Source organism: Ruegeria atlantica (genome assembly GCF_013032005.1).
GTDB classification, from domain to species: domain Bacteria; phylum Pseudomonadota; class Alphaproteobacteria; order Rhodobacterales; family Rhodobacteraceae; genus Ruegeria; species Ruegeria atlantica_A.
Genome location: NZ_WQBE01000009.1, coordinates 19,883 through 44,093 on the forward strand (window position 1 = coordinate 19,883; position 24,211 = coordinate 44,093).

At 57.7% G+C, this 24,211-nt stretch carries 28 protein-coding genes; 24 read left to right on the forward strand and 4 right to left on the reverse strand.

Annotated elements, in window-relative coordinates; all coding sequences use genetic code 11:
* The first annotated feature begins 6 nt into the window (after positions 1-6).
* On the forward strand, positions 7-195 hold the full coding sequence (gene rpmD, locus GOX21_RS15765) for a 50S ribosomal protein L30 (RefSeq protein ID WP_008757946.1): 189 nt from the start codon (positions 7-9) through the stop codon (positions 193-195).
* A gap of 102 nt (positions 196-297) precedes the next feature.
* On the opposite strand, the gene GOX21_RS15770 is transcribed toward rpmD, so the two are convergent.
* On the reverse strand, positions 298-729 hold the full coding sequence (locus GOX21_RS15770; RefSeq protein ID WP_170378413.1) for a MarR family winged helix-turn-helix transcriptional regulator: 432 nt from the start codon (positions 727-729) through the stop codon (positions 298-300).
* Between the two features lie 77 nt (positions 730-806).
* Here GOX21_RS15770 and GOX21_RS15775 point away from each other — a divergent pair, with 77 nt between their 5' ends.
* The 23 genes from GOX21_RS15775 to GOX21_RS15885 all read left to right on the forward strand — a co-directional run bounded on the left by GOX21_RS15775 (position 807) and on the right by GOX21_RS15885 (position 22,108).
* A complete protein-coding gene (locus tag GOX21_RS15775) occupies positions 807-1,175 on the forward strand; it encodes an antibiotic biosynthesis monooxygenase family protein (protein ID WP_170351674.1) in 369 nt (122 codons plus the stop codon).
* A 21-nt stretch (positions 1,176-1,196) separates the two neighbouring features.
* Entirely contained in the window at positions 1,197-1,655 is a 459-nt protein-coding gene (locus GOX21_RS15780; RefSeq protein WP_170351673.1) for a hypothetical protein, read from the forward strand.
* 170 nt (positions 1,656-1,825) lie between these two features.
* Entirely contained in the window at positions 1,826-2,038 is a 213-nt protein-coding gene (locus GOX21_RS15785; RefSeq protein ID WP_170351672.1) for a DUF1127 domain-containing protein, read from the forward strand.
* 178 nt (positions 2,039-2,216) lie between these two features.
* A complete protein-coding gene (locus GOX21_RS15790) occupies positions 2,217-3,077 on the forward strand; it encodes a hypothetical protein (RefSeq protein ID WP_254428572.1) in 861 nt (286 codons plus the stop codon).
* A gap of 144 nt (positions 3,078-3,221) precedes the next feature.
* Positions 3,222-3,695, forward strand: a complete 474-nt coding sequence (rplO, locus tag GOX21_RS15795; RefSeq protein ID WP_170351671.1) for a 50S ribosomal protein L15 — start codon at positions 3,222-3,224, stop codon at positions 3,693-3,695.
* 109 nt (positions 3,696-3,804) lie between these two features.
* Positions 3,805-5,169 (forward strand): preprotein translocase subunit SecY, encoded by a 1,365-nt coding sequence (secY, locus tag GOX21_RS15800; protein ID WP_058283501.1) that lies wholly within the window; start codon positions 3,805-3,807, stop codon positions 5,167-5,169.
* Positions 5,166-5,810 (forward strand): adenylate kinase, encoded by a 645-nt coding sequence (locus tag GOX21_RS15805; protein ID WP_170378415.1) that lies wholly within the window; start codon positions 5,166-5,168, stop codon positions 5,808-5,810. The genes secY and GOX21_RS15805 overlap by 4 nt, the downstream gene beginning before the upstream one ends.
* 200 nt (positions 5,811-6,010) lie before the next feature.
* Positions 6,011-6,379: a 30S ribosomal protein S13 gene (gene rpsM / locus GOX21_RS15810; protein WP_058272383.1), complete on the forward strand. Its 369-nt coding sequence runs from the start codon at positions 6,011-6,013 to the stop codon at positions 6,377-6,379.
* A 15-nt stretch (positions 6,380-6,394) separates the two neighbouring features.
* Positions 6,395-6,784: a 30S ribosomal protein S11 gene (gene rpsK / locus GOX21_RS15815; protein ID WP_008757289.1), complete on the forward strand. Its 390-nt coding sequence runs from the start codon at positions 6,395-6,397 to the stop codon at positions 6,782-6,784.
* A 115-nt stretch (positions 6,785-6,899) separates the two neighbouring features.
* Entirely contained in the window at positions 6,900-7,916 is a 1,017-nt protein-coding gene (locus GOX21_RS15820) for a DNA-directed RNA polymerase subunit alpha (RefSeq protein ID WP_058276312.1), read from the forward strand.
* A 119-nt stretch (positions 7,917-8,035) separates the two neighbouring features.
* Positions 8,036-8,458 (forward strand): 50S ribosomal protein L17, encoded by a 423-nt coding sequence (rplQ, locus tag GOX21_RS15825; RefSeq protein ID WP_170351669.1) that lies wholly within the window; start codon positions 8,036-8,038, stop codon positions 8,456-8,458.
* Positions 8,459-8,600: 142 nt separating this feature from the next.
* Complete coding sequence (locus GOX21_RS15830) at positions 8,601-9,944, forward strand: DUF3300 domain-containing protein (RefSeq protein WP_170378417.1); 1,344 nt, start codon at positions 8,601-8,603, stop codon at positions 9,942-9,944.
* Position 9,945: 1 nt separating this feature from the next.
* Positions 9,946-10,836, forward strand: coding sequence for a DUF2950 family protein (locus GOX21_RS15835; protein WP_170378419.1), 891 nt, complete (start codon positions 9,946-9,948; stop codon positions 10,834-10,836).
* Positions 10,837-11,029: 193 nt separating this feature from the next.
* Positions 11,030-12,022: a TauD/TfdA family dioxygenase gene (locus tag GOX21_RS15840; RefSeq protein WP_254428573.1), complete on the forward strand. Its 993-nt coding sequence runs from the start codon at positions 11,030-11,032 to the stop codon at positions 12,020-12,022.
* 71 nt (positions 12,023-12,093) lie between these two features.
* The gene (locus GOX21_RS15845; RefSeq protein ID WP_170362253.1) at positions 12,094-13,479 is read left to right on the forward strand and encodes a trypsin-like peptidase domain-containing protein; all 1,386 of its coding nucleotides are present in this window, start codon (positions 12,094-12,096) and stop codon (positions 13,477-13,479) included.
* 3 nt (positions 13,480-13,482) lie between these two features.
* Positions 13,483-14,793: a replication-associated recombination protein A gene (locus GOX21_RS15850; RefSeq protein WP_170378421.1), complete on the forward strand. Its 1,311-nt coding sequence runs from the start codon at positions 13,483-13,485 to the stop codon at positions 14,791-14,793.
* A 109-nt stretch (positions 14,794-14,902) separates the two neighbouring features.
* Positions 14,903-15,946 carry an RluA family pseudouridine synthase gene (locus tag GOX21_RS15855; protein ID WP_170362251.1) on the forward strand — a complete coding sequence of 348 codons (1,044 nt, stop codon included), beginning with the start codon at positions 14,903-14,905 and terminating at the stop codon, positions 15,944-15,946.
* Positions 15,943-16,614 carry an HAD-IA family hydrolase gene (locus GOX21_RS15860; protein ID WP_170378423.1) on the forward strand — a complete coding sequence of 224 codons (672 nt, stop codon included), beginning with the start codon at positions 15,943-15,945 and terminating at the stop codon, positions 16,612-16,614. The genes GOX21_RS15855 and GOX21_RS15860 overlap by 4 nt, the downstream gene beginning before the upstream one ends.
* A gap of 4 nt (positions 16,615-16,618) precedes the next feature.
* Positions 16,619-17,326: an ATP12 family chaperone protein gene (locus GOX21_RS15865; RefSeq protein WP_170378425.1), complete on the forward strand. Its 708-nt coding sequence runs from the start codon at positions 16,619-16,621 to the stop codon at positions 17,324-17,326.
* A gap of 208 nt (positions 17,327-17,534) precedes the next feature.
* Complete coding sequence (locus GOX21_RS15870; protein ID WP_170351661.1) at positions 17,535-18,554, forward strand: amino acid ABC transporter substrate-binding protein; 1,020 nt, start codon at positions 17,535-17,537, stop codon at positions 18,552-18,554.
* A gap of 124 nt (positions 18,555-18,678) precedes the next feature.
* Positions 18,679-19,947 carry an amino acid ABC transporter permease gene (locus tag GOX21_RS15875; protein WP_170378427.1) on the forward strand — a complete coding sequence of 423 codons (1,269 nt, stop codon included), beginning with the start codon at positions 18,679-18,681 and terminating at the stop codon, positions 19,945-19,947.
* Between the two features lies 1 nt (position 19,948).
* Positions 19,949-21,304 carry an amino acid ABC transporter permease gene (locus GOX21_RS15880; RefSeq protein ID WP_170378428.1) on the forward strand — a complete coding sequence of 452 codons (1,356 nt, stop codon included), beginning with the start codon at positions 19,949-19,951 and terminating at the stop codon, positions 21,302-21,304.
* A gap of 12 nt (positions 21,305-21,316) precedes the next feature.
* Positions 21,317-22,108 (forward strand): amino acid ABC transporter ATP-binding protein, encoded by a 792-nt coding sequence (locus tag GOX21_RS15885; protein ID WP_058283489.1) that lies wholly within the window; start codon positions 21,317-21,319, stop codon positions 22,106-22,108.
* Positions 22,109-22,153: 45 nt separating this feature from the next.
* Here GOX21_RS15885 and GOX21_RS15890 read toward each other — a convergent pair whose 3' ends face one another.
* The 3 genes from GOX21_RS15890 to argB are packed head-to-tail and all read right to left on the reverse strand — an operon-like array spanning position 22,154 to position 24,207.
* On the reverse strand, positions 22,154-22,651 hold the full coding sequence (locus tag GOX21_RS15890) for a SixA phosphatase family protein (protein ID WP_170378431.1): 498 nt from the start codon (positions 22,649-22,651) through the stop codon (positions 22,154-22,156).
* A complete protein-coding gene (locus GOX21_RS15895) occupies positions 22,648-23,325 on the reverse strand; it encodes a ferredoxin (protein WP_170378433.1) in 678 nt (225 codons plus the stop codon). Before GOX21_RS15895 ends, GOX21_RS15890 begins: the two co-directional genes overlap by 4 nt.
* An 18-nt stretch (positions 23,326-23,343) precedes the next feature.
* Complete coding sequence (gene argB / locus GOX21_RS15900) at positions 23,344-24,207, reverse strand: acetylglutamate kinase (RefSeq protein WP_170362244.1); 864 nt, start codon at positions 24,205-24,207, stop codon at positions 23,344-23,346.
* Positions 24,208-24,211: the final 4 nt, after the last annotated feature.

Below are 24,211 nucleotides of genomic sequence, written 5' to 3' on the forward strand. Positions count from 1 at the left end.
CGACCCATGGCAAAAACCATCGTCGTAAAGCAGATCGGTTCCCCGATCCGCCGCCCCGCTGAACAGCGCGCGACCTTGATCGGTCTGGGCCTGAACAAGATGCACAAAACCCGTGAGCTGGAGGATACTCCTTCGGTCCGCGGCATGGTCAACAAGATCCCGCATCTGGTTGAGATCATCGAAGAACGCGGCTAAGCGCGACATCTTCGAAAAGTTAGAAACGCCTCCGATATTTCGGGGGCGTTTTTTCATTTAAGGGTTATGACGGTCTCTTAGTTTAATCGATATGGTGTCAGTTCAATCTGAACGCATTTTTTCTATTATACGGCGCATATAGTCCATGAAGCGTGCCTGTTCTGCTTCACTCAACACCTGTAGGGCTTCGGCATTTACGCTTTGAGCAGACTCATAGGCGCTGTTTCGAATTGCTGTGGCCCTCTCAGTTAACCAAATCAGTTGGGCTCTGGCGTCAGCGGGGTTCTTTGTTCTTTTGATCAAGCCGTCGCGTTCCATTCGGTTGAGCGTGTTCGCCAGCGTGGCTTGTTCGACATCTATTTTGCCCAGCAATTCTTTTTGCGTCACGCCGTCTTTGAGCCAAAGCTGCAATAAAACCGGAAATTGCCCAACAACGATGCCCAAGGGCGCAATGTGCTGCTGCAATTCCTTCGCAAACAACCGCGCCATGTGGTTGACCAGGTATCCGGCCGAGTTTTCTTTTTCAAAGTTCATGTTCAAGATTTATACTTGCATAGCAAGCTATGCAATAATACATAGCTTGCTATGGAAAAGAATTGAGAGGAATCGAAATGGCTCGTATCGAAGAGTTGGACAATATCGTCACGCTGGCAGATCAGATGCAGACCGAAGAAGGTCCGGTAGTGCTGATCAACCTGTTCACAGTGGACGCCAAAGACAAAGAGGCGCTGCTGAAGGCCTGGGCGCATGATGCAGATTTCATGAAATCTCAGCCAGGATATATTTCTACCCAGCTCCATCAGGGCATCGCTGGCAGTTCGACCTTTGTGAACTACGCGATCTGGCAGGACGTCCAAAGTTTCCGCGACGCATTTACCAATCCCGAATTTCAGCGACGGATCGCGGACTATCCAGATAGTGCTGTGGCGCGGCCACATCTTGTACGAAAGCTCGCAGTTGAAAACCACTGCGTCGCCTGATGCGATAACCGGAGTAGCAACATGTTAAGAACCATCCACCCCATCGCCGGAGTATTAGGTTTTCTTACAATCCTCGTTTTCTGGACATCCACCTTGTACAGCGAGTTATTTGCAACCCATGCGACCGTCGCCGCGGTAAAATCCATGATCGTCAGCGGACTGTTTATTCTGGTGCCAGCAATGGTGATTGTCGGTGCATCCGGCATGTCTCTTGGGCGTCGCCGCAAAGATGTCCAGGCGCTCGCCAAGAAGAAACGGATGCCGATCATAGCGATGAACGGACTTCTCATCCTTGTTCCCGCCGCCATCTACCTTAGCGCAAAAGCAAACGCAGGATCATTCGACACCAGCTTCTATATTGTGCAAGTCGTTGAACTGATCGCTGGCGCCACCAATCTGACGTTGATGGGGCTTAGTATTCGGGATGGCCGGGCGATGACCGCCCGCAGAAGAAGTGCGCGAAAGCAGAGAAGCCAGTAAAGGTCCCAGTTAAGCACAGCGCCCCGCATAGCTATTCAATGCACGCATAGCGGCTAGACCGAAATCTTCGTTGTTAGCGATACCGAACACTCCTATCTGAACCCTGTCCAAACAAGGAACACACAAGGAAACATCGGGGAATACGCCCCGATCAGGAAAGGAATTCAGATATGGCTTATACAGCAACAACCACTCACGGCATCACCGTTTTTGCTCGCATCGCTGACTTTGCAGCAAAGGTAAAAGAGGCTTACGCTCTGCGCGCAGAATTCAATCGCACCTATTCGGAACTACAAAGCCTGACCGACCGCGAACTGAACGATATCGGTGTGCGCCGCTGCGATATCAAAGACATCGCGCATGATCACGTTTACTGCTCGTAACACAGCAAACTGATCCACGAATTCAGGGGCGCCGTTTGGCGCCTCTTTTTTGTTTGAGAGTCTATCGCGTCACAGCGCTGAAGTTTTTTGACCGGGCGCATTGCGAGGACGCCGCATATAAGGCACACGCCAGAAAAGCGACTTTTATGCTCGGTTCAATTTGGCGGAAAGACTTAGTATGGCGCGTGAATATCAGATTGGAATGCTGTGGGTCGAAGGCCCCCTGAGTTTCCTGGAACAGCTCTGCATCAAGTCTTACCTGGACGCAGGACAAAGTGTGCGCCTCTATACTTATGACAACGTCACAAACATCCCCGATGGGGTCGAGCACCGCGATGCGCGTGAGGTACTGCCCGATTCCGAGTTTGTGACTCATGGCCGAACCGGAAGCCCGGCACCTCACTCGGACAAGTTCCGGTATCGACTGCTGGCGCAAGAAGCTGATTTGATCTGGGCAGATACCGATGCTTACTGTCTGAAGCCTTTCTCGACACCCAACGGCCATTACTATGGGCGGCTCGAAGGTGAGGTGGCCACAGGCGTGCTCGCTCTGCCTCAGGATAGTGATACACTGGGCAAATTGATTGAGCTAACCAATGATCCTTATTTCATTCCGCCGTGGTTGCCTCCGAGGCACCGAAAGCCGCTGGAAGAATCGCTGCAGAACGGAGCGCCGGTAAACGTCCCTGAGGTGTTCTGGGGGGTGTGGGGGCCACGGGCGTTTACCTGGGCACTGAAGCAGACGGGTGAGATCAAATATGCGCTGCCCGAGCACGTTTTCTATCCGCTGAACTTCACGCGCCGCCGTGCCCTTGCCCGGCCGAATGCTAGAATCGACCACTACATGAAAGAGGATACGGTTTCGATCCATCTATACGGTCGACGGATGCGAGCGATCATGCGGACCAAATATGGCGGCAGACCCGATCCGAACAGTCTGGTGGGCAAACTGGTCGAGAGGCACGGTATCGACCCACTTGCAGCCCCCATCCGGCCGCATAAAGGGTCCGCTGAAAAGGCGGGTGGAGCCGAGGACTAGCGCGGTACGCTTCCGCGGGCTTGCCAAGAGAGGTCAACGGGCCTATACGCCTGCGGTGGCCTTGCGCCATTCGAATCAAAACCAAGAAATGCCGTGGTTGGCCCATCACGCTTCGGGGGTCACATCCGGCTAAGGAGAAGCGATATGAAACTGCACGAATTGCGCGACAATCCTGGCGCCACGCCGAAACGCACCCGCGTTGGCCGTGGTCCCGGTTCCGGCAAAGGTAAAATGGGTGGCCGTGGTATCAAAGGCCAGAAATCCCGTTCGGGTGTGGCCATCAATGGCTATGAAGGCGGCCAGATGCCGTTGTACCAGCGCCTGCCCAAGCGTGGCTTCAACAAGCCGAACCGCAAGGAATTCGCCGTTATCAACCTGGGTTTGATCCAGAAATTCGTCGACGCCGGCAAGCTGGACGCCAAAGCTGCGATTACCGAAGACGCTCTGGTTGCGTCGGGTCTGGTGCGTCGCAAGCTGGACGGGATCCGCGTTCTGGCCAAAGGCGAAATCAGCGCCAAGCTGAACCTGGAAGTCACCGGTGCTTCGAAAGCTGCCGTTGAGGCAGTCGAAAAAGCGGGCGGTTCACTGACGGTCACAAAAGCTGCTGCGGCAGAGTAAGCGCTTGTGAGCGGGCAAAGACCCGCTTACATAGTCTTCAGAGTTTTCCCAGACGCCGCCCGAGCCGGAAAACGGTTCCGGGCGGTGTTTTCATAAGAGAGACCGATTTATGGTATCAGCAGCAGAACAAATGGCAGCCAACACAAGTTGGTCTGCCCTGGGCAAAGCCACCGATCTGCGCAACCGCATCCTGTTTACGCTGGGTTTGTTGATCGTTTATCGCCTGGGCACCTTTATTCCGGTGCCGGGGATCGACGGGCAGGCCCTGCGCGAGTTCATGGAGCAGGCGGGGCAGGGCATCGGCGGCATGGTTTCGATGTTTACTGGCGGGGCGCTGGGGCGGATGGGTATCTTTGCCCTCGGCATCATGCCCTACATTTCAGCCTCGATCATTGTGCAGCTGCTGACATCTATGGTTCCCGCGCTCGAACAGCTCAAGAAAGAGGGCGAGCAGGGACGCAAGAAAATCAACCAGTATACCCGTTTCGGCACCGTGGCTCTGGCCACCGTTCAGGCCTATGGTCTGGCCGTATCGCTGGAATCGGGTGATCTGGCAACCGATCCGGGCATGTTCTTCCGTATGTCGACCATGATTACGCTGGTTGGCGGCACCATGTTCCTGATGTGGCTGGGTGAGCAGATTACCGCACGTGGCATCGGTAACGGTATCTCTCTGATCATCTTCGTCGGCATCATTGCCGAGGTTCCGGCCGCATTGGCGCAGTTCTTTGCCAGCGGACGCAGCGGTGCGATCAGCCCTGCAGTGATCGTGGGTGTGATTGTGATGGTTATCGCCGTGATCACCTTTGTGGTGTTCATGGAGCGGGCCTTGCGCAAGATCCACATCCAATATCCGCGCCGTCAGGCCGGTATGAAGATCTATGAAGGTGGTTCCAGCCACCTGCCGGTCAAAGTCAACCCGGCGGGCGTTATCCCGGCGATCTTTGCAAGCTCGCTGCTTCTGTTGCCGGTGACGATCTCGACCTTCTCGTCGGGTGCGACCAACGGGCCGGTGATGTCGTGGCTGCTGGCCAACTTTGGCCCCGGACAGCCGTTGTACCTGCTGTTTTTCGCCTCGATGATCGTGTTCTTTGCCTATTTCTATACGTTCAACGTGTCATTCAAACCGGACGATGTGGCGGACAACCTGAAAAAGCAGAACGGTTTTGTGCCGGGTATCCGTCCGGGCAAGAAAACCGCCGAGTATCTGGAATACGTGGTCAACCGCGTGCTGGTTCTGGGTTCGGCCTATCTGGCGGCGGTCTGTCTGCTACCTGAAATCCTTCGGGGCCAGTTTGCCATCCCATTCTATTTCGGAGGCACCTCGGTTCTGATTATCGTCTCTGTGACCATGGACACGATCCAACAGGTTCAGAGCCACCTGCTTGCGCACCAATACGAAGGGCTGATTGAAAAGTCCCAACTGCGCGGCAAAGGTAAGAAACGCGGCAGGAAGGGACCCTCTCGTCGATGAACATCATTCTTCTTGGGCCCCCGGGGGCCGGTAAAGGGACGCAGGCGCGCCACCTGGTTGAAACACGCGGCATGGTTCAGTTAAGCACTGGCGACATGCTGCGCGAGGCCAAGACCTCGGGCACCGAGATGGGGCAGAAGGTTGCGGCGATCATGGATGCGGGCAGGCTGGTCACTGATGAGATCGTGATCGGCCTGATCGAAGAGAAGCTGACCACCGAAACAGGCGCCGGTTTCATCTTTGACGGCTTCCCCCGTACACTGGCGCAGGCCGATGCACTGGCGGCGTTGCTGACCAAGCTGGGTCAGTCGTTGCACACAGTGATCGAGATGCGCGTCGATGATGATGCGTTGGTGGGCCGTATTACGGCGCGTTCGACCTGTGGCGGGTGTGGTGAGGTTTATAACGACATCACCAAACCAATCCCTGCGGATGGTAAATGCACCAATTGCGGTAAGGAAAATGACTTCCAACGTCGTGCAGATGACAACGAAGACAGCCTGCGTACGCGCCTGATGGAATATTACAAGAAGACCTCGCCGCTTATCGGCTATTACTACGCCAAGGGCGATCTGCGCCCCGTGAACGGACTGGCGGATATCAAGGAAGTCACCGCGTCGATTGAGGCGATCCTTGGCTGATATCAATATGGGCTTGACGGCGTTGCCAAAAGCCCATATCGACCCCCATCCCTAAAGGGAATCAAGACCGCATGCGGGATTCGTCCCAATTGCCCCGACCACCTCGAATAATGCTGAACCCTCTGGCCTCACTGCCACGGTAAAGCGTTGTGAAAAAAGGTTCTGGAGTTACGGAACCGCAACGAAAAGGAAAGTGACACGTGGCACGTATTGCCGGCGTAAACATCCCGACTGCAAAGCGGGTACCTATCGCCCTCACATATATCACCGGTATCGGAAACACCTCGGCCAAAGCGATCTGCGAAGCCGTAGGTATCGACGCAACCCGTCGCGTTAACGAACTGTCCGACGCCGAAGTTCTGGCCATCCGCGAGCACATCGACGCCAACTTCACCGTCGAAGGTGACCTGCGTCGTGAAGTTCAGATGAACGTCAAACGCTTGATGGACCTGGGCTGCTATCGCGGTCTGCGTCACCGCCGCAACCTGCCGGTTCGCGGTCAGCGTACCCACACCAATGCTCGTACCCGCAAAGGCCCCGCAAAGGCCATCGCCGGTAAGAAGAAATAAGGGAGGGTCTGACTGATGGCACGTGATAAGACTCGCGTTAAGCGCAAAGAGCGTAAGAACATCGCATCGGGCGTCGCCCATGTGAATTCGACCTTCAACAACACCAAGATCCTGATCTCGGACGTACAGGGCAACGCCATCTCGTGGTCGTCTGCCGGTACCATGGGCTTCAAGGGATCGCGGAAATCGACACCCTACGCCGCTCAGATGGCTGCAGAAGACGCAGGCAAGAAGGCGCAGGAACATGGCGTCAAGACGCTGGAAGTCGAAGTTCAGGGCCCCGGTTCGGGTCGTGAATCGGCTCTGCGCGCGCTGGCTGCTGTGGGCTTCAACATCACGTCGATCCGTGACGTGACTCCGATCGCTCACAACGGCTGCCGTCCGCCGAAGCGTCGTCGCGTCTAAGCGATTTTGAATTGAGCTGGGGCTGTGTTTTTTGCACGGCCCCAGCACGTCATTTTGAACCTCGGGCGTCTGCACCTTGTTGGTCATGGGGCGCGGACAGGAATGGAGGGATTACATGATCCATAAGAATTGGGCTGAATTGATCAAGCCGACCCAGCTGGAAGGCAAGCCGGGCAACGATCCTGCACGTCAGGCGACCTTGGTTGCCGAGCCTCTGGAGCGTGGCTTTGGTCTGACTTTGGGCAACGCGCTACGCCGCGTTCTGATGAGCTCGCTGCAAGGCGCGGCCATCACCAGCGTCCAGATCGACAACGTCCTGCACGAGTTCTCCTCGGTCGCAGGCGTTCGTGAAGACGTCACCGACATCATCCTGAACCTCAAGCAGGTTGCCCTGCGCATGGAAGTCGAAGGCCCCAAGCGTCTGTCGATCAATGCGAAAGGCCCCGCAGTTGTCACCGCCGGCGACATCAGCGAGAGCGCCGGCATTGAGGTTCTGAACCGCGATCACGTCATCTGCCACCTGGACGATGGTGCCGACCTGTTCATGGAACTGACCGTCAACACCGGCAAGGGCTATGTCTCGGCTGAGAAGAACAAGCCGGAAGACGCGCCTATCGGCCTGATCCCGATCGATGCGATTTATTCGCCGGTCAAAAAGGTTGCCTATGACGTTCAGCCGACCCGTGAAGGTCAGGTTCTGGACTATGACAAGCTGACCCTGAAGATCGAAACAGATGGCTCGATCACACCGGAAGACGCGCTGGCCTTTGCCGCTCGTATCCTGCAGGACCAGCTGTCGATCTTCGTCAACTTCGACGAGCCGGAATCGGCTGGCCGTCAGGACGAAGACGATGGTCTTGAGTTCAACCCGCTGCTGCTGAAGAAAGTAGACGAGCTGGAACTGTCGGTCCGTTCGGCAAACTGCCTGAAGAACGACAACATCGTTTACATCGGCGACCTGATCCAGAAAACCGAAGCCGAGATGCTGCGCACCCCGAACTTCGGCCGCAAGTCGCTGAACGAGATCAAAGAAGTGCTGTCCGGCATGGGTCTGCACCTCGGCATGGATGTCGAGGACTGGCCGCCCGACAACATCGAAGATCTGGCGAAGAAATTCGAAGACGCGTTCTAAGCGCGTCTTCCCAAATGCCCGGGACTGCCGGGGACGAAACGGGCACTTCCGCCCCAAGGAGAGCCGGTGACACGCATCGCCGGCCAGACAAAGCAAAACGCGAAAGAAGGAACTAGAAAATGCGTCACGCACGTGGTTACCGCCGCCTAAACCGTACACATGAGCACCGTAAGGCGCTGTTTGCGAACATGGCTGGCTCGCTCATCGAGCATGAGCAGATCAAAACGACTCTGCCGAAGGCAAAAGAACTGCGCCCGATCGTTGAAAAACTGATCACCCTGGGCAAGCGCGGAGACCTGCACGCCCGCCGCCAGGCCGCATCGCAGCTGAAAGAAGACCAATACGTCGCAAAGCTGTTCGAAGTTCTGGGCCCCCGCTATGCCGAGCGTCAGGGCGGTTACGTCCGCATTCTGAAAGCTGGCTTCCGCTATGGCGACATGGCCCCGATGGCGATCATCGAATTCGTAGATCGCGACGTCGACGCCAAAGGCGCGGCCGACAAAGCCCGCGTTGCCGCCGAAGAGGCAGCAGACGAAGAATAAGAAGGCCCTGCTTTCTGAATTCTAACCCCCGTGTCTCCGGACGCGGGGGTTTTTTGGTTCCGCGGACCAGGCGGCCAACTGGTCCTCCTGTTGCCAGAATCGCAATCTTGGGTGATCCTTTAAGAAATTAAAGGATCGCAATATGTTTAGGTATCTGATTTTTGTGCTCGGTATTGGCGCATCAACCGCGCTTTATGCTCAGGAAACATCCAATGATCCCGCGGCCGAAGAAACGTCAACTGATCAATCCGATCTGTTGACAGATGCCGAGCTGCAAACATTGGTTGCACCGGTCGCTCTTTATCCGGACACGTTGCTTATCCAGATATTTGTCGCCGCTACCCAGCCGTTGGAAATTGTGAAGGCCGAGCGTTTTTTGCTGGACAACGCCGACCGTGACCCCGCTGAGTTGGAGCCGGAAATCGATGCCATGGGCTGGGATCCTTCGGTCAGTGTTCTTGCAACGGCGTTTCCCGAAGTTGTCGGGCAGATGGCCACTCATATTGACTGGACCGAAACCATGGGCACCGCGATGCTGGCCCAGTCCGACGATGTGATGGACGCTGTTCAGGTGATGCGGGACCAGGCGATCGACAGTGGCGCACTAGTTTCAGGCCCTGAACAAACAGTTGAAGTGGCCGAAGACGAAACGGTAGTCATCACGCCCACAAACACCGAGACGGTATATGTGCCGCAATACAACCCCGAAACAGTTTATACCGGTCCATCGACAGGGGATGTGGTTGGTGCGGCGTTACTGACCTTTGGAACGGTCGCACTAATTGACGAAATTTTTGACGACGATGATGATTGGTACGACTATTGGGGCTGTCGGAATTGTGGCGGATGGAATGGTCAACCCATCATCAGGAACCCCGATATCGACATTGATGTCGACCGCAACGTCAATATCGACAGGGACATTGATCTTGGGGACCGGACGGATATCGGATGGCAACCCGATCCTGACCGCAAAAAACAGGCACAGGATAAAATCTCGAACCACAAAAGGCCCGAAAGTGGCCGTGGCGATCTGCCAGTGAACCGTCCCGAAGGACGCACAGATGAGTTGCGCGCGAAACTAAGCCGCGAATCTGGTGCTGCCGATATCAGTCGGGATGGCGCTTCGCGTGAGCGGGCAGCAGCGGTTGCCGCCGGAGCGGGCGCAGGAGCCGTCGCTGGCGGTGCGCTTGCCAACCGGGACGGTGGAAAAAAAGACCTGCCACAGGTGAACCGAGGCAATGTCGACCAAGATAAGGCCGCAGCCAAGCAGCAAGCCGTTGAGCGTACCAAGCAAAGACCGGAGACTGCGAAAAAGCCTGTCCAAAAAAGACCCCAAGCTGCCAAGAAGCCTCAGGCCAAGAAAGCGGCTCAGCGCAAGCCACAGGCCTCCAAGGGGCAGGCGATGAAGAAAAAGGCGTCAGGGAAAAGAACCCACAGCGCGTCCAATCGCGGCCATGCCGCCAAAGGCAAGCGGAGACGGTAAGATGCGTAATTCGGTGTTTTCCATTATTTTTCTTACCGCAACTGCGAGTGCGGCACTTTCAGATGGGGCTCAGTTCGACACGCCGCAAACTGCCCTTGATGCCTTTGTTGATGCCCTGAGGGCGGATGACCAAGGCAAGTTGCTGGAGATTTTTGGGCCCGAGGCGGAAGACCTGATCGGGACAGGCGATCCTGTCGAGGATCAGGAAAGGCGGCAGGAAGTACTTGCCATGTACGCCGAGGGTTACCGATTTCAACCCGACGAGGACGGCGTCGTTCTTTTGTTGGGTGAAGACAGCTGGCCATTCCCGATCCCCATTTCCCGAGGCGCAGACGGCTGGCAATTCGATCTCGAAGCCGGCGTCGAGGAACTCTCTGCCCGCGAGATTGGCTTGAACGAACTGGACGTGATCGAACTGCTTGAGGCTTACGTCGATCTTCAGGCTGCGTTCAGGCTGGTCGATCACAATGGTGATGGCGTTATGGAATTTGCTCAGACGATTATTGCGGATCCAGGCGTCAGAAACGGGTTGTTCTGGCCCGAAGAAGACAGCTTTGTCGGTGCAGCACTGGCCCGCGCTGCCGCTTCGGGTTGGAGTGATGGCGAGGTTGATTACGATGCCGAGCCCTTCCTGGGGTATTACTATACTATCCTGCAAGAGCAGGGTCCAAATGCACCGGGTGGCGCTTATTCCTATTATGTCGGTGATAGGTTTGTCGCCGGGCACGCCCTGTTGGCAGTTCCTGCCGAATATGGTGAAACCGGTATCCATTCATTCCTTGTGGGCGAAAACGGAATTGTTTTCGAGGCGGATTTTGGCCCCGAAACACTGGAAATAACTGCGGATTTTACGTCCTACGATCCCGGTCAGGATTGGTCGCCGGTTGAATGATGCGTGCGCCACCTGTTTGCAGGCGGACAATACAGGTCTATCGTCTAACTAACGTCATTTCCGGCGATTTACGGCAATGTAAAACCATCTTTCCCGCGTTATCCTGAAAGATATGTGTGGAGTACAGATGATGACGGAAATATCCGAGATCCCCAGTGAATTCACAGGACCTTCCGCTTGGACCGGACAACAGATGAGCGCTCGCGAGCATGAATGGATTGTCGACCTTTCGCCCGAGGACATCGCCGATCTTGAACAAGCTGCCCGTCACTATCTGAGCTTGGGGCGCGACATCGGGGAAATTTCAAAAGCGGATTTTCCGTTACAACGGTTTGACGGCCATCTGCAACATCTGCGCGACAAATTGATCAATGGGATCGGATTTGAGGTAATCCGGGGCCTTCCGGTGCAATCGTACACGCAAGAGATGGCAGCGGCTATTTTCTGCGGGGCGGGGGCACATCTGGGGTCTGCACGCTCACAGAACGCTCAGGGCCACATTCTAGGGCATGTCCGTGACATTGGCGCGGATGCCAATGACCCGAACACGCGGATTTACCAGACCCACGAGCGGCAGACCTTTCACACGGACAGCGCCGATATCGTCGGGCTGCTATGTTTGCGTGACGCCAAAGAGGGTGGGGATTCACTGTTGGTCAGTGCCGAAACCATCTATAATCGAATGCGTGCCGAGTGCCCCGACCTGCTGCAGCGTTTGTTCGACCCCATCGCGACCGATCGCCGGGGCGAAGTGCCGGAAGGCATGCAACCATTCATGACGATCCCTCCATTTTGCTGGCACGACGGCAAGCTCACCGTGTTCTACCAGCGCCAGTATATCGATAGCGCGCAAAGGTTTCCTGATGCCATGCGCCTGACACCCGACCATGTCGCGGCTTTGGACAGGTTTGATGCGTTAGCAAATGATCCAGAAATGTACCTGACCATGCGGCTGCAACCCGGAGACATGCAGTTCGTTTATAATCATTCTCAGCTGCATGACCGGACAGGGTTCACCGACTGGCCGAACCCGGACGAGCGGCGTCATCTGTTCCGACTTTGGTTATCCCCCGAGGGAGACCGCGAATTGCCTGAGGTGTTCAAGCAGCGCTACGGAACCATTGATGTTGGCAATCGCGGCGGGATCATTACCAAGGGTACGCGGTTGAACGCTCCTCTTAACTGACTGTCACCGGAAGCTTGCATTACGTTTCGCGCGGGCGCATATCCAACGCAACTCTGCAAGTTGAGGTCTATATGTTCCGCGCGACACTTATCGCTCTTTCCTTCGCATGCGCCTCGGTAGCCACTGCGGACACCCGCGTGCCGCAATCACAAGCCGAGATATCGTTGGGTTTCGCCCCGGTGGTCAAAGAGGCCTCACCGGCGGTCGTCAACATCTATGCTAAGATCGTGCGGCAGGGGCGGGCCAACCCGTTTTTCTCGGACCCGTTCTTTCGGGATTTCTTTGGCGGCGGTTCGGCCGAGCCGCGCCCGCGCGTTCAGAACTCGCTGGGGTCCGGCGTAATCCTTTCGCAGGATGGTTACGTCGTTTCGAACTACCATGTGGTTGGTACTGCTACGGAAATTCGCGTGGTGACGACGGATCGGCGGGAGTATTCGGCCCAGGTGGTACTGGGTGACAAGGAAAGCGATATCGCCATTTTGCGCCTGCAAGAGGCTGACGATCTGCCGTTCCTGGAACTGCGCGATTCCGATCAAGTCGCGGTGGGGGAACTGGCGCTGGCCATCGGCAACCCGTTCGGGGTGGGACAGACCGTGTCGTCGGGCATCATCTCAGGGCTGGCCCGGACCGGGGCTGCGACCGGCAACGCGCGCGGTTATTTCATCCAGACGGATGCGGCAATCAATCCGGGAAACTCGGGTGGGGCGCTGATTGACGTGAACGGGGATCTGATCGGGATAAATACGGCCATTCTGACCCGCTCGGGCGGATCGAACGGCATTGGATTTGCGATCCCGGCCAATTTGGTGGCCGAGTTCCTGCGGCAAGCGCAGGAGGGTAATGACCATTTCGTCAGCCCTTGGGCGGGAATGGCAGGTCAGCATATGAGCGCCGATATCGCCGAGTCGCTGGGTCTGGTGATCCCGTTGGGTGTGGTAATCTCTGACCTGCACCCCCTTAGCCCGCTTGCCGATGCAGGTCTGCGTGTAGGTGACGTGGTAACCCACGTAGACGGGGATGAAGTGAACTCTCCGGCCGAGATGAAGTTCCGCATGTCGGTGGCGGGTGTCGGCGGCACATCGGTTTTGACCCGGTTGCGCGGCGAGGAAAGCTCGGATCTGGAAGTAGCCCTTGTCCGGGCACCCGAGACCCCGCCAGCCGACGAGACCACACTGGATGACCAGACGGTCATGCCTGGGTTGACGGTCTCACGCGTTAATCCGGCGGTCATCACGCGGCTGGGGCTGGTGCTGTCGCAAACCGGCGTTGTTGTGGTGGACGCAGACCGATACGGAGGGCGGTCTGGGCTGCGTGTGGGTGATGTGGTTAATGGCATCAACGGCGCGCAGATCGACCACCCGCAAGACATAGTCGATGCGCTGACCGATCCGGGGCGCAGGTTGAATTTTGACATCCTGCGCGGTGGCCGTTCGGTTTCCCTGCGGTTCCGGTTGTAACGCGTGAGCGATCTGTTCGACACCGGGGCCGCCGCGCCCGCACCGCCTGCGCATCGGCCGCTGGCGGATCGGTTGCGCCCGCAAACACTTGCTGAGGTGATTGGGCAGGAACAGGTTCTGGGCCCAGATGCGCCGCTGGGGGTCATGCTAGCCTCGGGCAGCTTATCCAGTCTGGTGTTCTGGGGGCCGCCGGGGGTGGGAAAAACAACCATCGCGCGGCTGCTGGCGCAGGAAACCGATCTGCATTTCGTTCAGATCAGCGCAATTTTCACTGGCGTGCCGGACCTCAAGAAAGTGTTCGAAGCCGCCAAGATCCGCCGCCAGAACGGGCAGGGCACGCTGCTGTTCGTGGATGAGATCCACCGTTTCAACAAAGCCCAGCAGGACGGGTTCCTGCCCCATATGGAGGATGGGACGATCCTGCTGGTTGGGGCCACGACCGAAAACCCGTCCTTTGAGCTAAATGCTGCTGTGCTCAGCCGGGCGCAAGTGCTGGTGCTGGAACGGCTCAGCCTGACCGATCTGGAACGGTTGACCCAAAGGGCCGAGAAAGAGCTGGACCGCGCATTGCCGCTGACCGGGCCTGCACGTGAGGCGTTGCAGGAAATGGCCGATGGTGACGGGCGTGCGCTGTTGAACCTGATCGAGCAGATCGCGGTGTGGAAGGTCGATGCGCCGCTGGACCCGGATGCGCTGTCGACCCGGTTGATGCGGCGTGCAGCAAAATACGACAAATCGGGGGATGAGCATTACAACCTGATCTCAGCCTTGCACAAATCGGTCCGCGGGTCAGATCCGGACGCTGCCCTTTATTGGTTCGCGCGGATGCTGACGGGGGGCGAAGACCCGCGATACTTGGCGCGGCGGATCACCCGGATGGCGGTTGAGGATATCGGTCTGGCCGACCCGCAGGCACAGGCGATCTGCGTGCAGTCATGGCAGACCTATGAACGGCTGGGCAGCCCCGAGGGGGAACTGGCCTTGGCACAGGCGCTGGTCTACCTGGCCCTGGCCCCCAAATCGAACGGCGCTTACGTCGGTTACAAGGCGGCGATGCGGCTGGCCAAGCAATCGGGCAGCGAACCACCTCCCAAGCATATCCTGAATGCGCCGACCTCGTTGATGAAGGATCAGGGCTATGGCGCGGGCTATGCCTATGACCACGATGCCGAGGATGGGTTTTCAGGTCAGAACTATTTCCCTGACGGTATGGACCGGCCTGAACTGTATCAGCCGGTCGAACGTGGGTTCGAACGCGAGTTGAAAAAGCGGCTGGATTATTTTGCCAAGCTGCGGGCCCAGCGCAACGGGTAAGGTCGGCTTGACTCTTGCGGTGCAGCAGGCCACAGACGCGCATGTTTTCTAGGACACGTACAGACAGGCTTAGCGCGCGAACACGTCGCGCGACGCAGGGGATATCAGCATGAGCGGCGTACAGATGATCACCGTGGCAGAAGGTGATGGCGACCAGCGGTTGGACCGGTGGCTGCGCCGCCTGTTTCCCCATGTCAGCCAGGGGCGCATCGAAAAGATGTGCCGCAAGGGCGAGCTGCGGGTTGAAGGCGGGCGGGTGAAAGCCTCGACCCGGCTTGAGGCCGGTCAGGTCGTCCGTGTACCGCCTTTGCCCGATGCCGATCACAAACCTGCCGAGGTCAAACATCGTATTTCGGATGCCGACGCCAAGATGATCCAGTCCTGCGTCATTTATCGCGATGATCATGTTCTGGCGCTGAACAAACCCCAAGGCTTGCCGGTTCAGGGCGGCAGTGGTCAGACGCGCCACGTGGATAGCCTGTCCGAGGCGCTGCGGTTTGGATATGATGAAAACCCCCGCCTTGTGCATCGGTTGGATAAGGACACCTCGGGCGTGTTGCTGATGGCGCGCACGCGCGAGGCGGCTAAAGGGCTGACCGCCGCCTTTCGTCACCGCGACACGCGCAAGATTTATTGGGCGCTGGTCGCCGGGGTGCCGACGCCCTATCTGGGTGAGATCAAGACCGGGCTGGTCAAAGCCGCGGGCCACGGCAAGCACGGTGAGGGTGAAAAGATGATCCCCGTGCATCTGAACGAAATCAACGACACGCCGGGCGCGAAACGGGCGCACACGCTCTATGCCACGCTTTACCGGGTGGCGGGACGCGCAGCATGGGTGGCGATGGAGCCGATCACGGGCCGCACGCATCAGCTGCGCGCGCATATGGCCGCAATTGGGCATCCCATCATCGGCGATGGCAAATACGGCGGCTCGGGTCAGGAAAACCTTGGTGACGGGTGGGGCGCGCAACTGGGCGGTATCATCAGCAAGAAATTGCATCTGCACGCACGGCAGGCCTCGTTCCAGCATCCCACCACGCGCAAGACCATCACCATTACGGCGCCATTGCCGGATCACATGAAACACAGCTGGGACACCTTTGGCTGGACCGAGGATCTGGCCGCCGATGATCCCTTCGAGGAACTGCAATGAGCGCACCGCTGCGTTTGGTGCTGTTCGATGTGGATGGCACCCTTGTCGATAGCCAGGGCAGCATCGTCGCGGCGATGACCGCCAGTTTTCGGGCGCTGTCCCTGCCGGTGCCTGACCGCAACGCAATTCTGTCCATTGTTGGTCTGTCCCTGCCCAACGCGATGGCACAACTGGCGCCAGAACATTCGGACAGCGATCAGCAGTGCCTGGTCGAGGGGTATAAACAAGCCTATCACGCGCACCGTCTTGAAAAGGGCGCTGCAAGCTCTCCTCTCTATCCTGGCGCGCGGGATGCCATTGGGGCGCTGCACGCAATGCCGGAAGTATTGTTGGGCGTGGCCACCGGTAAGTCCCAGCGCGGGCTGGACGCACTGATCGAGGCGCATGGGCTGGAGCGGTATTTCGTGACCCGGCAGGTTGCGGATCACCACCCGTCGAAACCGCACCCTTCGATGATCGACACCGCGCGCAGTGAAACCGGGGTGGACGCGGCCAACACGGTCATGATCGGCGACACAAGATTCGACATGGACATGGCCCGCGCCGCCGGGGTGGCGGGCATCGGTGTCAGTTGGGGCTATCACGACCGGTCCGCTCTGGACGGTGCGACCTGTGTAATTGAAACCTTTGACCAGCTGCCGCAAGCGCTGGACGATATCTGGACCTGACAACATGAGCGATTGGAAACCCAAGCGATTTTGGACCGAAAGTGCCGTGGTCGATGCCGAGGGGGGATTCACCGTCGAATTGGACGGCCGCCGCGTGAAAACTCCAGCCAAGGCGGCCTTGGTCCTGCCCACACAGGCCATGGCCGAACAGGTGGCTGCGGAATGGGATGCGCAGGAAAAAGAGATCGACCCGCGAGTCATGCCATTCACACGGTCGGCCAACGCTGCCATCGACAAGGTCCACCACCAACACGCCGAGGTTGCGGACATGTTGGCCGACTATGGGGATTCGGATTTGCTGTGCTACCGCGCGGCACACCCGCAAGAGTTGCAAAAACGTCAGGCCGAGCAATGGGATCCGGCCCTGGACTGGGCGGCCGAGGTGCTATCTGCGCGGCTGTTGCCCGTGGCTGGTGTGCTGCATCAGCCGCAATCGGAAACGGCTTTGAACATCCTAAAGCTGCGTGTTCATCAGCTTAACGATTTTCAACTGGCCGCATTCCATGATCTTGTCAGCTTGTCAGGCTCGCTTGTCCTTGGTTTTGCGACTGCTCTGAACTGGCGCAATGTTGAAGAAATCTGGCAAATGTCCAGGCTGGATGAAATTTGGCAGATTGAGCAATGGGGCCACGACGATGAGGCATTTGACGTAGCGGAAACCAAAAAGGCGGCCTTTTTGCACGCAAAAAGATTTTTTGACCTCTCGATTTGATCCCTTACAGCCTGATTTTCCAACGTGGAACAAGTCATCTTTGAATTGACTCATCGTTTTCCCTGATCCGGGCCTTGACGTTTGTTTATGAATACGCCCAAACTCGTGCCCACTAAAGGGGAGACACCTTTGGGGAAACCTTTCTGGTGCCAAAGGTGCCGGACAGAGCCGTCTCTGGATAGGGACGGGAAATCAGGAAGAGGTAAAAATGAAAAAATCCGTAATCTTGGGCGTGGCAACCATCGCCGGCCTGGCTGCTGGTGCGGCTGCGGCGGGGACTGCTGATGATGTCAAGGCGCGCGGCAAACTGAACTGTGGCGTGGCGACCGGTGTTCCCGGCTTTGCCAGCCCGGACGCCAATGGCGAATGGCAGGGCTTTGACGTGGCCGTGTGCCGCGCCGTTGCAGCCGCCGTTCTGGACGATCCGACCGCTGTAGAATTCATTCCGACCACCGGTAAGACACGCTTTACCGCGCTGGCTTCGGGCGAGATCGACATGCTGGCCCGCAACACCACTTGGACCTTCAGCCGCGACGTCGACCTGAAGTTCGAATTCGTCGGCATCAACTATTATGATGGTCAGGGTTTCATGGTTCCCAAGGCTCTGGGCGTCAGCTCGGCCAAGGAACTGGACGGCGCGACGGTCTGCATCCAGACCGGCACCACTACCGAGCTCAACCTGGCGGATTTCTTCCGCATCAACAACATGAGCTACGAGCCGGTTCCGATCGAAACCAACGCCGAAGCGCAGCAGCAGTATCTGGCTGGTGCCTGTGACGTCTATACCACCGACGCATCCGGCCTGGCGGCAACTCGTGCCACCTTTGAAAACGCTGGTGATCACGTGATCCTGCCCGAAATCATCTCGAAAGAGCCGCTGGGCCCGCTGGTCCGTCATGGCGATCACGAATGGGGCGATGTGGTCCGCTGGACCCTCAACGCACTGATCGCGGCGGAAGAGCTGGGTGTAACCTCGGCGAACATCGACGAGATGTCCAGCGGTGCCACCGACAACCCAGAGGTAAACCGCCTGTTGGGTACCGAAGGTACGCTGGGTGAGATGCTGGGTCTGGACGCGAACTGGGCACAGCGCGCGATCAAAGTCGGCGGCAACTATGGCGAAGTGTTTGCCAAGAACATCGGTGAAGAAACTCCGATCGGTCTGGCACGCGGCCTGAACGCTCAGTGGACTGATGGCGGTCTGCTTTACGCACCGCCCTTCCGCTAAAAACCACGGAAAAGGGCGCGGGGCAACCTGCGCCCTTTTTCCTTCCATAAGAAACACGCCCGGAACGATCTGAGCAGAAGCAAACTCTGCCATAAACCGGGATGCACGGGGAAAAACATAGGTCATGACGACACTCACTGACCCGCCGAAGGAGCACTTCCGGCTGTCCATGCTCCTTTACGATACGCGGTACCGATCTGCGACCATTCAGGTCATAGCGATGATCGGTTTCATGCTTCTGGCAGCCTGGATTATCAACAACACCATTCAGAACCTCGAAACACTGGGCAGAACAGTCGGGTTCGATTTTTTTGCCGAACCGGCCAGCTATGACATCAACCAGCGTCTGCTGGAATACGACTCGCGCGATACCCATCTGCGTGCGGCGTTCATAGGCCTGCTAAACACGCTGGTTGTTGCAGTTCTGGGCTGTATCACGGCAACGATCATTGGCGTTATGGTCGGTGTTTTGCGCCTGTCGAATAACTGGCTGATCGCGCGGATCATGACGGTTTATGTCGAAATGTTCCGCAACGTGCCAGTGCTGCTTTGGATCGTGTTCGCCATGGCCATTCTGATCGAAAGCCTGCCGGCACCGCGCGCCTTCCGGGGTGAAAACCCAGAAGCCACTATGGATCTGTTCGGCACAGTCGCTGTGACCAATCGCGGGGTCTATATCCCCGAATTCCTGTTTTCGCGCGGGTTGGGAGATATTCACCTGTTCGGCACGTCGAGCCTGCGGTTCGATGTTTCGCTGGACCTCATCGCCTTCCTGATCGTTCTTGGCGGCAGCATCTTCGCAATGCGCAAAGTGTCGGCCTGGGCCAATGCGACGCAGGAAAAGACGGGTGACCGTCCGACCATCTGGCACATCCAGCTGGGCTTGCTGTTCGTTCCGTCGATTATTCTGCTGACGGTGCTGGGCTTTCATTTAGGCTACCCTGAGTTGAAAGGCTTTAACTTCACCGGTGGCACCCATTTGCGGAACTCGTTGATCGCGTTGTGGCTGGCCCTGTCGCTTTACACTGCGGCTTTCATCGCCGAGATCGTTCGCGCCGGTATTCTGGCAATTTCGAAGGGTCAGACCGAGGCCGCATCCGCACTGGGTCTGCGCCCTGGCCGGACCATGCGTCTGGTGATCCTGCCGCAGGCGTTGCGGGTGATTATCCCGCCGATGATCTCGAACTATCTGAACCTGACCAAGAACTCGTCGCTGGCGATCGCGGTCGGATATATGGACATCACGGGTACTTTGGGTGGCATCACCATGAACCAGACCGGCCGCGAGCTGGAATGCGTTCTGCTGCTGATGCTGGTCTATCTGTCCATCTCGCTGAGCATTTCGGCGGTGATGAACTGGTACAACAACCGTGTCAAACTGGTGGAGCGGTAATATGAGTGATGTTTCATTTGTCCGCACGGAAATGTTGCCGGAGCAGGCACCACCCGCATCCGAGGTCGGTGTGCTGGGATGGATCAGGCATAACCTGTTCTCAAGCTGGCTCAACGCCATCCTGACCATCATCTCACTGTTCTTCATCTACTATGTGCTGTCCAACATCCTGTCATGGACGTTCGAATCCGTATGGAATGCCAATTCTCTGTCGGAATGTCGCGAGATCATGATGGCGACATGGGGTGATACTCATGGCCATGCCTGCTGGGGTGTTATCAAGGACCGGTGGCTGCAATTGCTGTACGGGTTCTATCCGCCTTATCCGGCGCATCCGGACGCGACGTGGTCTAACCCACCTGAATCGGGCGGCTGGCCGGCCTATTTCCGGCCGAATCTGACCTTCATTCTGTTGCTTGTGTCAATTGCACCGGTCCTGTTCACCAAAGCACCGCGGAAGCTGCTGTTCGTTACGGCGGCCTATCCGTTTCTGCTGCCTTGGCTGATGTGGGGTGGAAGCATTTGGGGGCCGCTGATGGTCGCTGCTGGGTTCGCCATTGGGTACTTTGTATACAAGCTGGCGCTACCCGCCGCAGGTTCCTTGACGGCGCTGATTCTGGCGATTGTATTGCCGATACTCTGGTGGTTGTTTGCCTCTGGTCCGGTTGCTGTTGCGATTGATTCAGTGATCCCCATTGGTATCGAACCGGTCGAAAGCCGCGACTTTGGTGGCTTTATGCTGGCAATCTTGTTGGGTGTTGTGGCCATTGGTGTCTCGCTGCCAATCGGCATCGTTCTGGCGCTGGGTCGGCAGTCCGATCTGATGATCGTCAAATACCTGTGCGTAGGCTTTATCGAGTTCATTCGCGGCGTGCCGCTGATCACCTTGCTGTTCGTGGCCTCGCTGCTGTTGAACCTGTTCCTGCCGCCGGGAACCAATTTTGACATCATCCTGCGAGTGATGATCATGATGACCCTATTCTCGGCCGCCTATATGGCCGAGGTGATCCGGGGTGGTCTGGCAGCCTTGCCGCGTGGTCAGTACGAAGGGGCCGACAGTCTGGGCCTTAACTACTGGCAGGCCCAACGGCTGATCATCATGCCGCAAGCGCTGAAAATCTCGATCCCGGGCATCGTGAGCACCTTTATCGGCATTTTTAAGGATACCACGCTGGTCTCGATCATCGGTCTTTTCGACGTGATTGGCCTGACCAACGGCATCCGCGCCGATACCGCCTGGAACGGCGTCTACTGGGAGCTGTTCGCCTTTATCGGCGTGCTGTTCTTCGTCGTCTGCTTCTCCATGTCCCGTTATTCCATGTATCTGGAGCGCAAGCTTCAGACTGGCCACCGCTAAGGAGTTCAACACATGTCTGAACTTGCAATTGAACGCGAAATCGACCGCTCGAAGATGCAGGTGAGCGACGAGGTCGCCATCGAAATCACCAACATGAACAAGTGGTACGGGGCCTTCCACGTGCTGCGCGACATCAATCTGACCGTCAATCAAGGCGAGCGGATCGTGATCGCGGGGCCATCGGGGTCGGGCAAGTCCACCCTGATCCGCTGCCTGAACGCGCTGGAAGAACACCAGCAGGGCAGGATCGTCGTGGACGGAACCGAGCTGTCGAATGACCTTAAAAACATCGACAAGATCCGGTCCGAGGTTGGTATGGTGTTCCAGCACTTTAACCTGTTCCCGCATCTGACCATTCTGGAAAACTGCACGCTGGCCCCGATCTGGGTGCGCAAAACGCCGAAGAAAGAGGCCGAAGAGCGTGCGATGCATTTCCTGGAAAAGGTGAAGATCCCTGAACAGGCCGACAAATACCCCGGTCAGCTTTCGGGCGGTCAGCAGCAGCGTGTGGCGATTGCCCGCTCGCTCTGCATGATGCCGCGGATCATGTTGTTCGATGAACCGACATCGGCGCTGGACCCTGAGATGATCAAAGAGGTGCTCGACACCATGATCGAGCTGGCCGAGGAAGGCATGACCATGCTGTGCGTGACGCACGAGATGGGCTTTGCCCGTCAGGTCGCCAACCGTGTGATCTTTATGGATGCCGGTCAGATTGTGGAACAGAACGAACCGGAAGAGTTCTTCAACAACCCACAAAGCGAACGGACCAAGCTGTTCCTCAGCCAGATTCTGGGCCACTGATCTCAGCGAAACGGACGAAAAGGCGGGGTTTTGCCCCGCCTTTTTTCATTCCAGCAGCTCCCGTGGAATGACAAACCCCTGCACGGTGCCGCTGTGCCATCGGACATGCGCCCAGTCGTCGATATCAAACCGGATCACGGTGGTGGCGCAGGTCGGGTAGTCGTGGAACCGGGCGTGGTCCGGTGCCTCCCGGACAATGCGGCTGGCAAAGATGTCGATCCCGGGGTTGTGCCCCAGCATCAGCACTGTGGGTTCTGTCGCCCCTGACAATTCGGTCAGAATGTCTTCGGACTCCGCGTGATAAAGCGAACGGTGAAACGTGACCTTGTCCGCCTGCAGCCCCATACGGTCCCAGGTTTCACGGGTGCGGGTCGATGTTGAACTTAGCACCTCATCTGGCAGCCAGCCGTTTGCGCGCAGCCAACCGGCTATCGCCGGGGCGGATTTGCGTCCGCGTTTGTTCAAAGGGCGATCATGATCCGAAAGATTCAAGTCATTCCAACTGGATTTCGCGTGGCGAGTCAGGATCAGGGTGCGGCTCATGACGGGTGAAAAGCCTTCATGTGATGGGCGGATTGCTCAGCATCGCGCCCAGCACCCTCGCTAAGGGGGCAGGACAGCCGCGCCAGACACCCACCTGTCATGCAGGTCTGCCCTGCCGCGGTGGACAGATGAGCGTGACAGGCCCCGACATCATAGAAATTCTGACTGTTCAGCGCGCCGACGGGGCAGGTTTGGGTACAGGGGGCCGGGCAGTTGATGCAAGGAGAGGAGCCGGGAACCTCGGGGATAATAAACTCTTCGGTAAAATGCAGCGCCCCACGGTATGAGATCATCATACCGACCGTATCATGCACCAGCGCGCCCACCGGGCTGCTGAAGGTACGCCCGGATTTCAGGGCCCAGTCGATGAAGGGTGCGTAGGGCGGGCCGCCGAAGGGAAAATGTGCCTCGGCCCCCAGATCGCGGGCCAACTGCCCAACCACGCGCGTTGACCACCGATCAACCGGGTGGTCGCCTGGCCATTCGGGTGCGGATTTCAGCGTGGGCCAGAATGATTTTCCCGCGCCCAACAGGATCAGCGTGCCGCCATCCAATTGTTTGGCGTCGACCCGGTGTGGGTGCAGGGCGCCCATCACGATCAGACCCGCTTGCAGCACCGCATGTTCCACGCGGTCATAGAAGGTTGTCGAGGAGGTCGGGGGACGTCCGGTCATGTCTCCTCCGTTGGGTAATTAGTCGGGCCGGATTAGCGAGCCTGCGCCGTGTTCGGTGAACAGCTCCAACAGCACCGCATTGGGCGCACGCCCATCCAGAATGACCACGGCCCGTACGCCGCTGTGCAAGGCATCCAGAGCCGTTTCGGTCTTGGGGATCATCCCGCCCGCAATGGTGCCGTCCATGGTCATTTCGCGGATCTGACCGGCTTTCAGCTCGGTCACAACCTCGCCGCCCGCGTTCTTAACGCCCGAAACATCCGTCAGCAGCAGCAGCCGGTCCGCCTTGAGCGCCGAAGCAATGGCCCCGGCAGCAGTGTCGCCATTGATGTTGAAGGTCTCGCCGTTCTTACCTGCGCCCAGAGGCGCGATCACGGGGATCACATCATGCGCGAACAGGTTATGCAAAATCGCCGGATCCATCTGCGACGGAGAGCCGACAAACCCAAGTGACGGATCGGCCTGATCGCAGATCATCAGGTTGGCATCCTTGCCCGACAGGCCCACCGCCTTGCCGCCCTGACCATTGATTGCCTGCACGATGCGTTTGTTTACCAGGCCGGACAGCACCATCTCGACCACTTCGACGGTGGCTTTGTCGGTCACACGTTTGCCGTTCACGAACTCCGACTGGATGTTCAGCTGATCCAGCATCGCGTTGATCATCGGCCCGCCGCCATGCACGACCACCGGGTTGACCCCGACCTGACGCATCAGAACGACGTCGCGGGCAAAGCTTTCCATGGCTTCGTCGCTGCCCATGGCGTGGCCGCCCAGCTTGATGACGACGATTGCACCGTCATAGCGTTGCAGATACGGCAATGCGCTGTTCAAAGTGGCGGCGGTGGCGATCCAGTCCCGGTTCATGTCTCGTGTCTTCATATCT

Bases quoted from the DNA above. Each gene is read 5' to 3' on its own strand.
- rpmD (WP_008757946.1), top strand. From the start codon at position 7: ATGGCAAAAACCATCGTCGTAAAGCAGATCGGTTCCCCGATCCGCCGC.
- GOX21_RS15770 (WP_170378413.1), bottom strand. From the start codon at position 729: ATGAACTTTGAAAAAGAAAACTCGGCCGGATACCTGGTCAACCACATG.
- GOX21_RS15775 (WP_170351674.1), top strand. From the start codon at position 807: ATGGCTCGTATCGAAGAGTTGGACAATATCGTCACGCTGGCAGATCAG.
- GOX21_RS15780 (WP_170351673.1), top strand. From the start codon at position 1,197: ATGTTAAGAACCATCCACCCCATCGCCGGAGTATTAGGTTTTCTTACA.
- GOX21_RS15785 (WP_170351672.1), top strand. From the start codon at position 1,826: ATGGCTTATACAGCAACAACCACTCACGGCATCACCGTTTTTGCTCGC.
- GOX21_RS15790 (WP_254428572.1), top strand. From the start codon at position 2,217: ATGGCGCGTGAATATCAGATTGGAATGCTGTGGGTCGAAGGCCCCCTG.
- rplO (WP_170351671.1), top strand. From the start codon at position 3,222: ATGAAACTGCACGAATTGCGCGACAATCCTGGCGCCACGCCGAAACGC.
- secY (WP_058283501.1), top strand. From the start codon at position 3,805: ATGGTATCAGCAGCAGAACAAATGGCAGCCAACACAAGTTGGTCTGCC.
- GOX21_RS15805 (WP_170378415.1), top strand. From the start codon at position 5,166: ATGAACATCATTCTTCTTGGGCCCCCGGGGGCCGGTAAAGGGACGCAG.
- rpsK (WP_008757289.1), top strand. From the start codon at position 6,395: ATGGCACGTGATAAGACTCGCGTTAAGCGCAAAGAGCGTAAGAACATC.
- GOX21_RS15820 (WP_058276312.1), top strand. From the start codon at position 6,900: ATGATCCATAAGAATTGGGCTGAATTGATCAAGCCGACCCAGCTGGAA.
- rplQ (WP_170351669.1), top strand. From the start codon at position 8,036: ATGCGTCACGCACGTGGTTACCGCCGCCTAAACCGTACACATGAGCAC.
- GOX21_RS15830 (WP_170378417.1), top strand. From the start codon at position 8,601: ATGTTTAGGTATCTGATTTTTGTGCTCGGTATTGGCGCATCAACCGCG.
- GOX21_RS15835 (WP_170378419.1), top strand. From the start codon at position 9,946: ATGCGTAATTCGGTGTTTTCCATTATTTTTCTTACCGCAACTGCGAGT.
- GOX21_RS15840 (WP_254428573.1), top strand. From the start codon at position 11,030: ATGAGCGCTCGCGAGCATGAATGGATTGTCGACCTTTCGCCCGAGGAC.
- GOX21_RS15845 (WP_170362253.1), top strand. From the start codon at position 12,094: ATGTTCCGCGCGACACTTATCGCTCTTTCCTTCGCATGCGCCTCGGTA.
- GOX21_RS15855 (WP_170362251.1), top strand. From the start codon at position 14,903: ATGAGCGGCGTACAGATGATCACCGTGGCAGAAGGTGATGGCGACCAG.
- GOX21_RS15860 (WP_170378423.1), top strand. From the start codon at position 15,943: ATGAGCGCACCGCTGCGTTTGGTGCTGTTCGATGTGGATGGCACCCTT.
- GOX21_RS15865 (WP_170378425.1), top strand. From the start codon at position 16,619: ATGAGCGATTGGAAACCCAAGCGATTTTGGACCGAAAGTGCCGTGGTC.
- GOX21_RS15870 (WP_170351661.1), top strand. From the start codon at position 17,535: ATGAAAAAATCCGTAATCTTGGGCGTGGCAACCATCGCCGGCCTGGCT.
- GOX21_RS15875 (WP_170378427.1), top strand. From the start codon at position 18,679: ATGACGACACTCACTGACCCGCCGAAGGAGCACTTCCGGCTGTCCATG.
- GOX21_RS15880 (WP_170378428.1), top strand. From the start codon at position 19,949: ATGAGTGATGTTTCATTTGTCCGCACGGAAATGTTGCCGGAGCAGGCA.
- GOX21_RS15885 (WP_058283489.1), top strand. From the start codon at position 21,317: ATGTCTGAACTTGCAATTGAACGCGAAATCGACCGCTCGAAGATGCAG.
- GOX21_RS15890 (WP_170378431.1), bottom strand. From the start codon at position 22,651: ATGAGCCGCACCCTGATCCTGACTCGCCACGCGAAATCCAGTTGGAAT.
- GOX21_RS15895 (WP_170378433.1), bottom strand. From the start codon at position 23,325: ATGACCGGACGTCCCCCGACCTCCTCGACAACCTTCTATGACCGCGTG.
- argB (WP_170362244.1), bottom strand. From the start codon at position 24,207: ATGAAGACACGAGACATGAACCGGGACTGGATCGCCACCGCCGCCACT.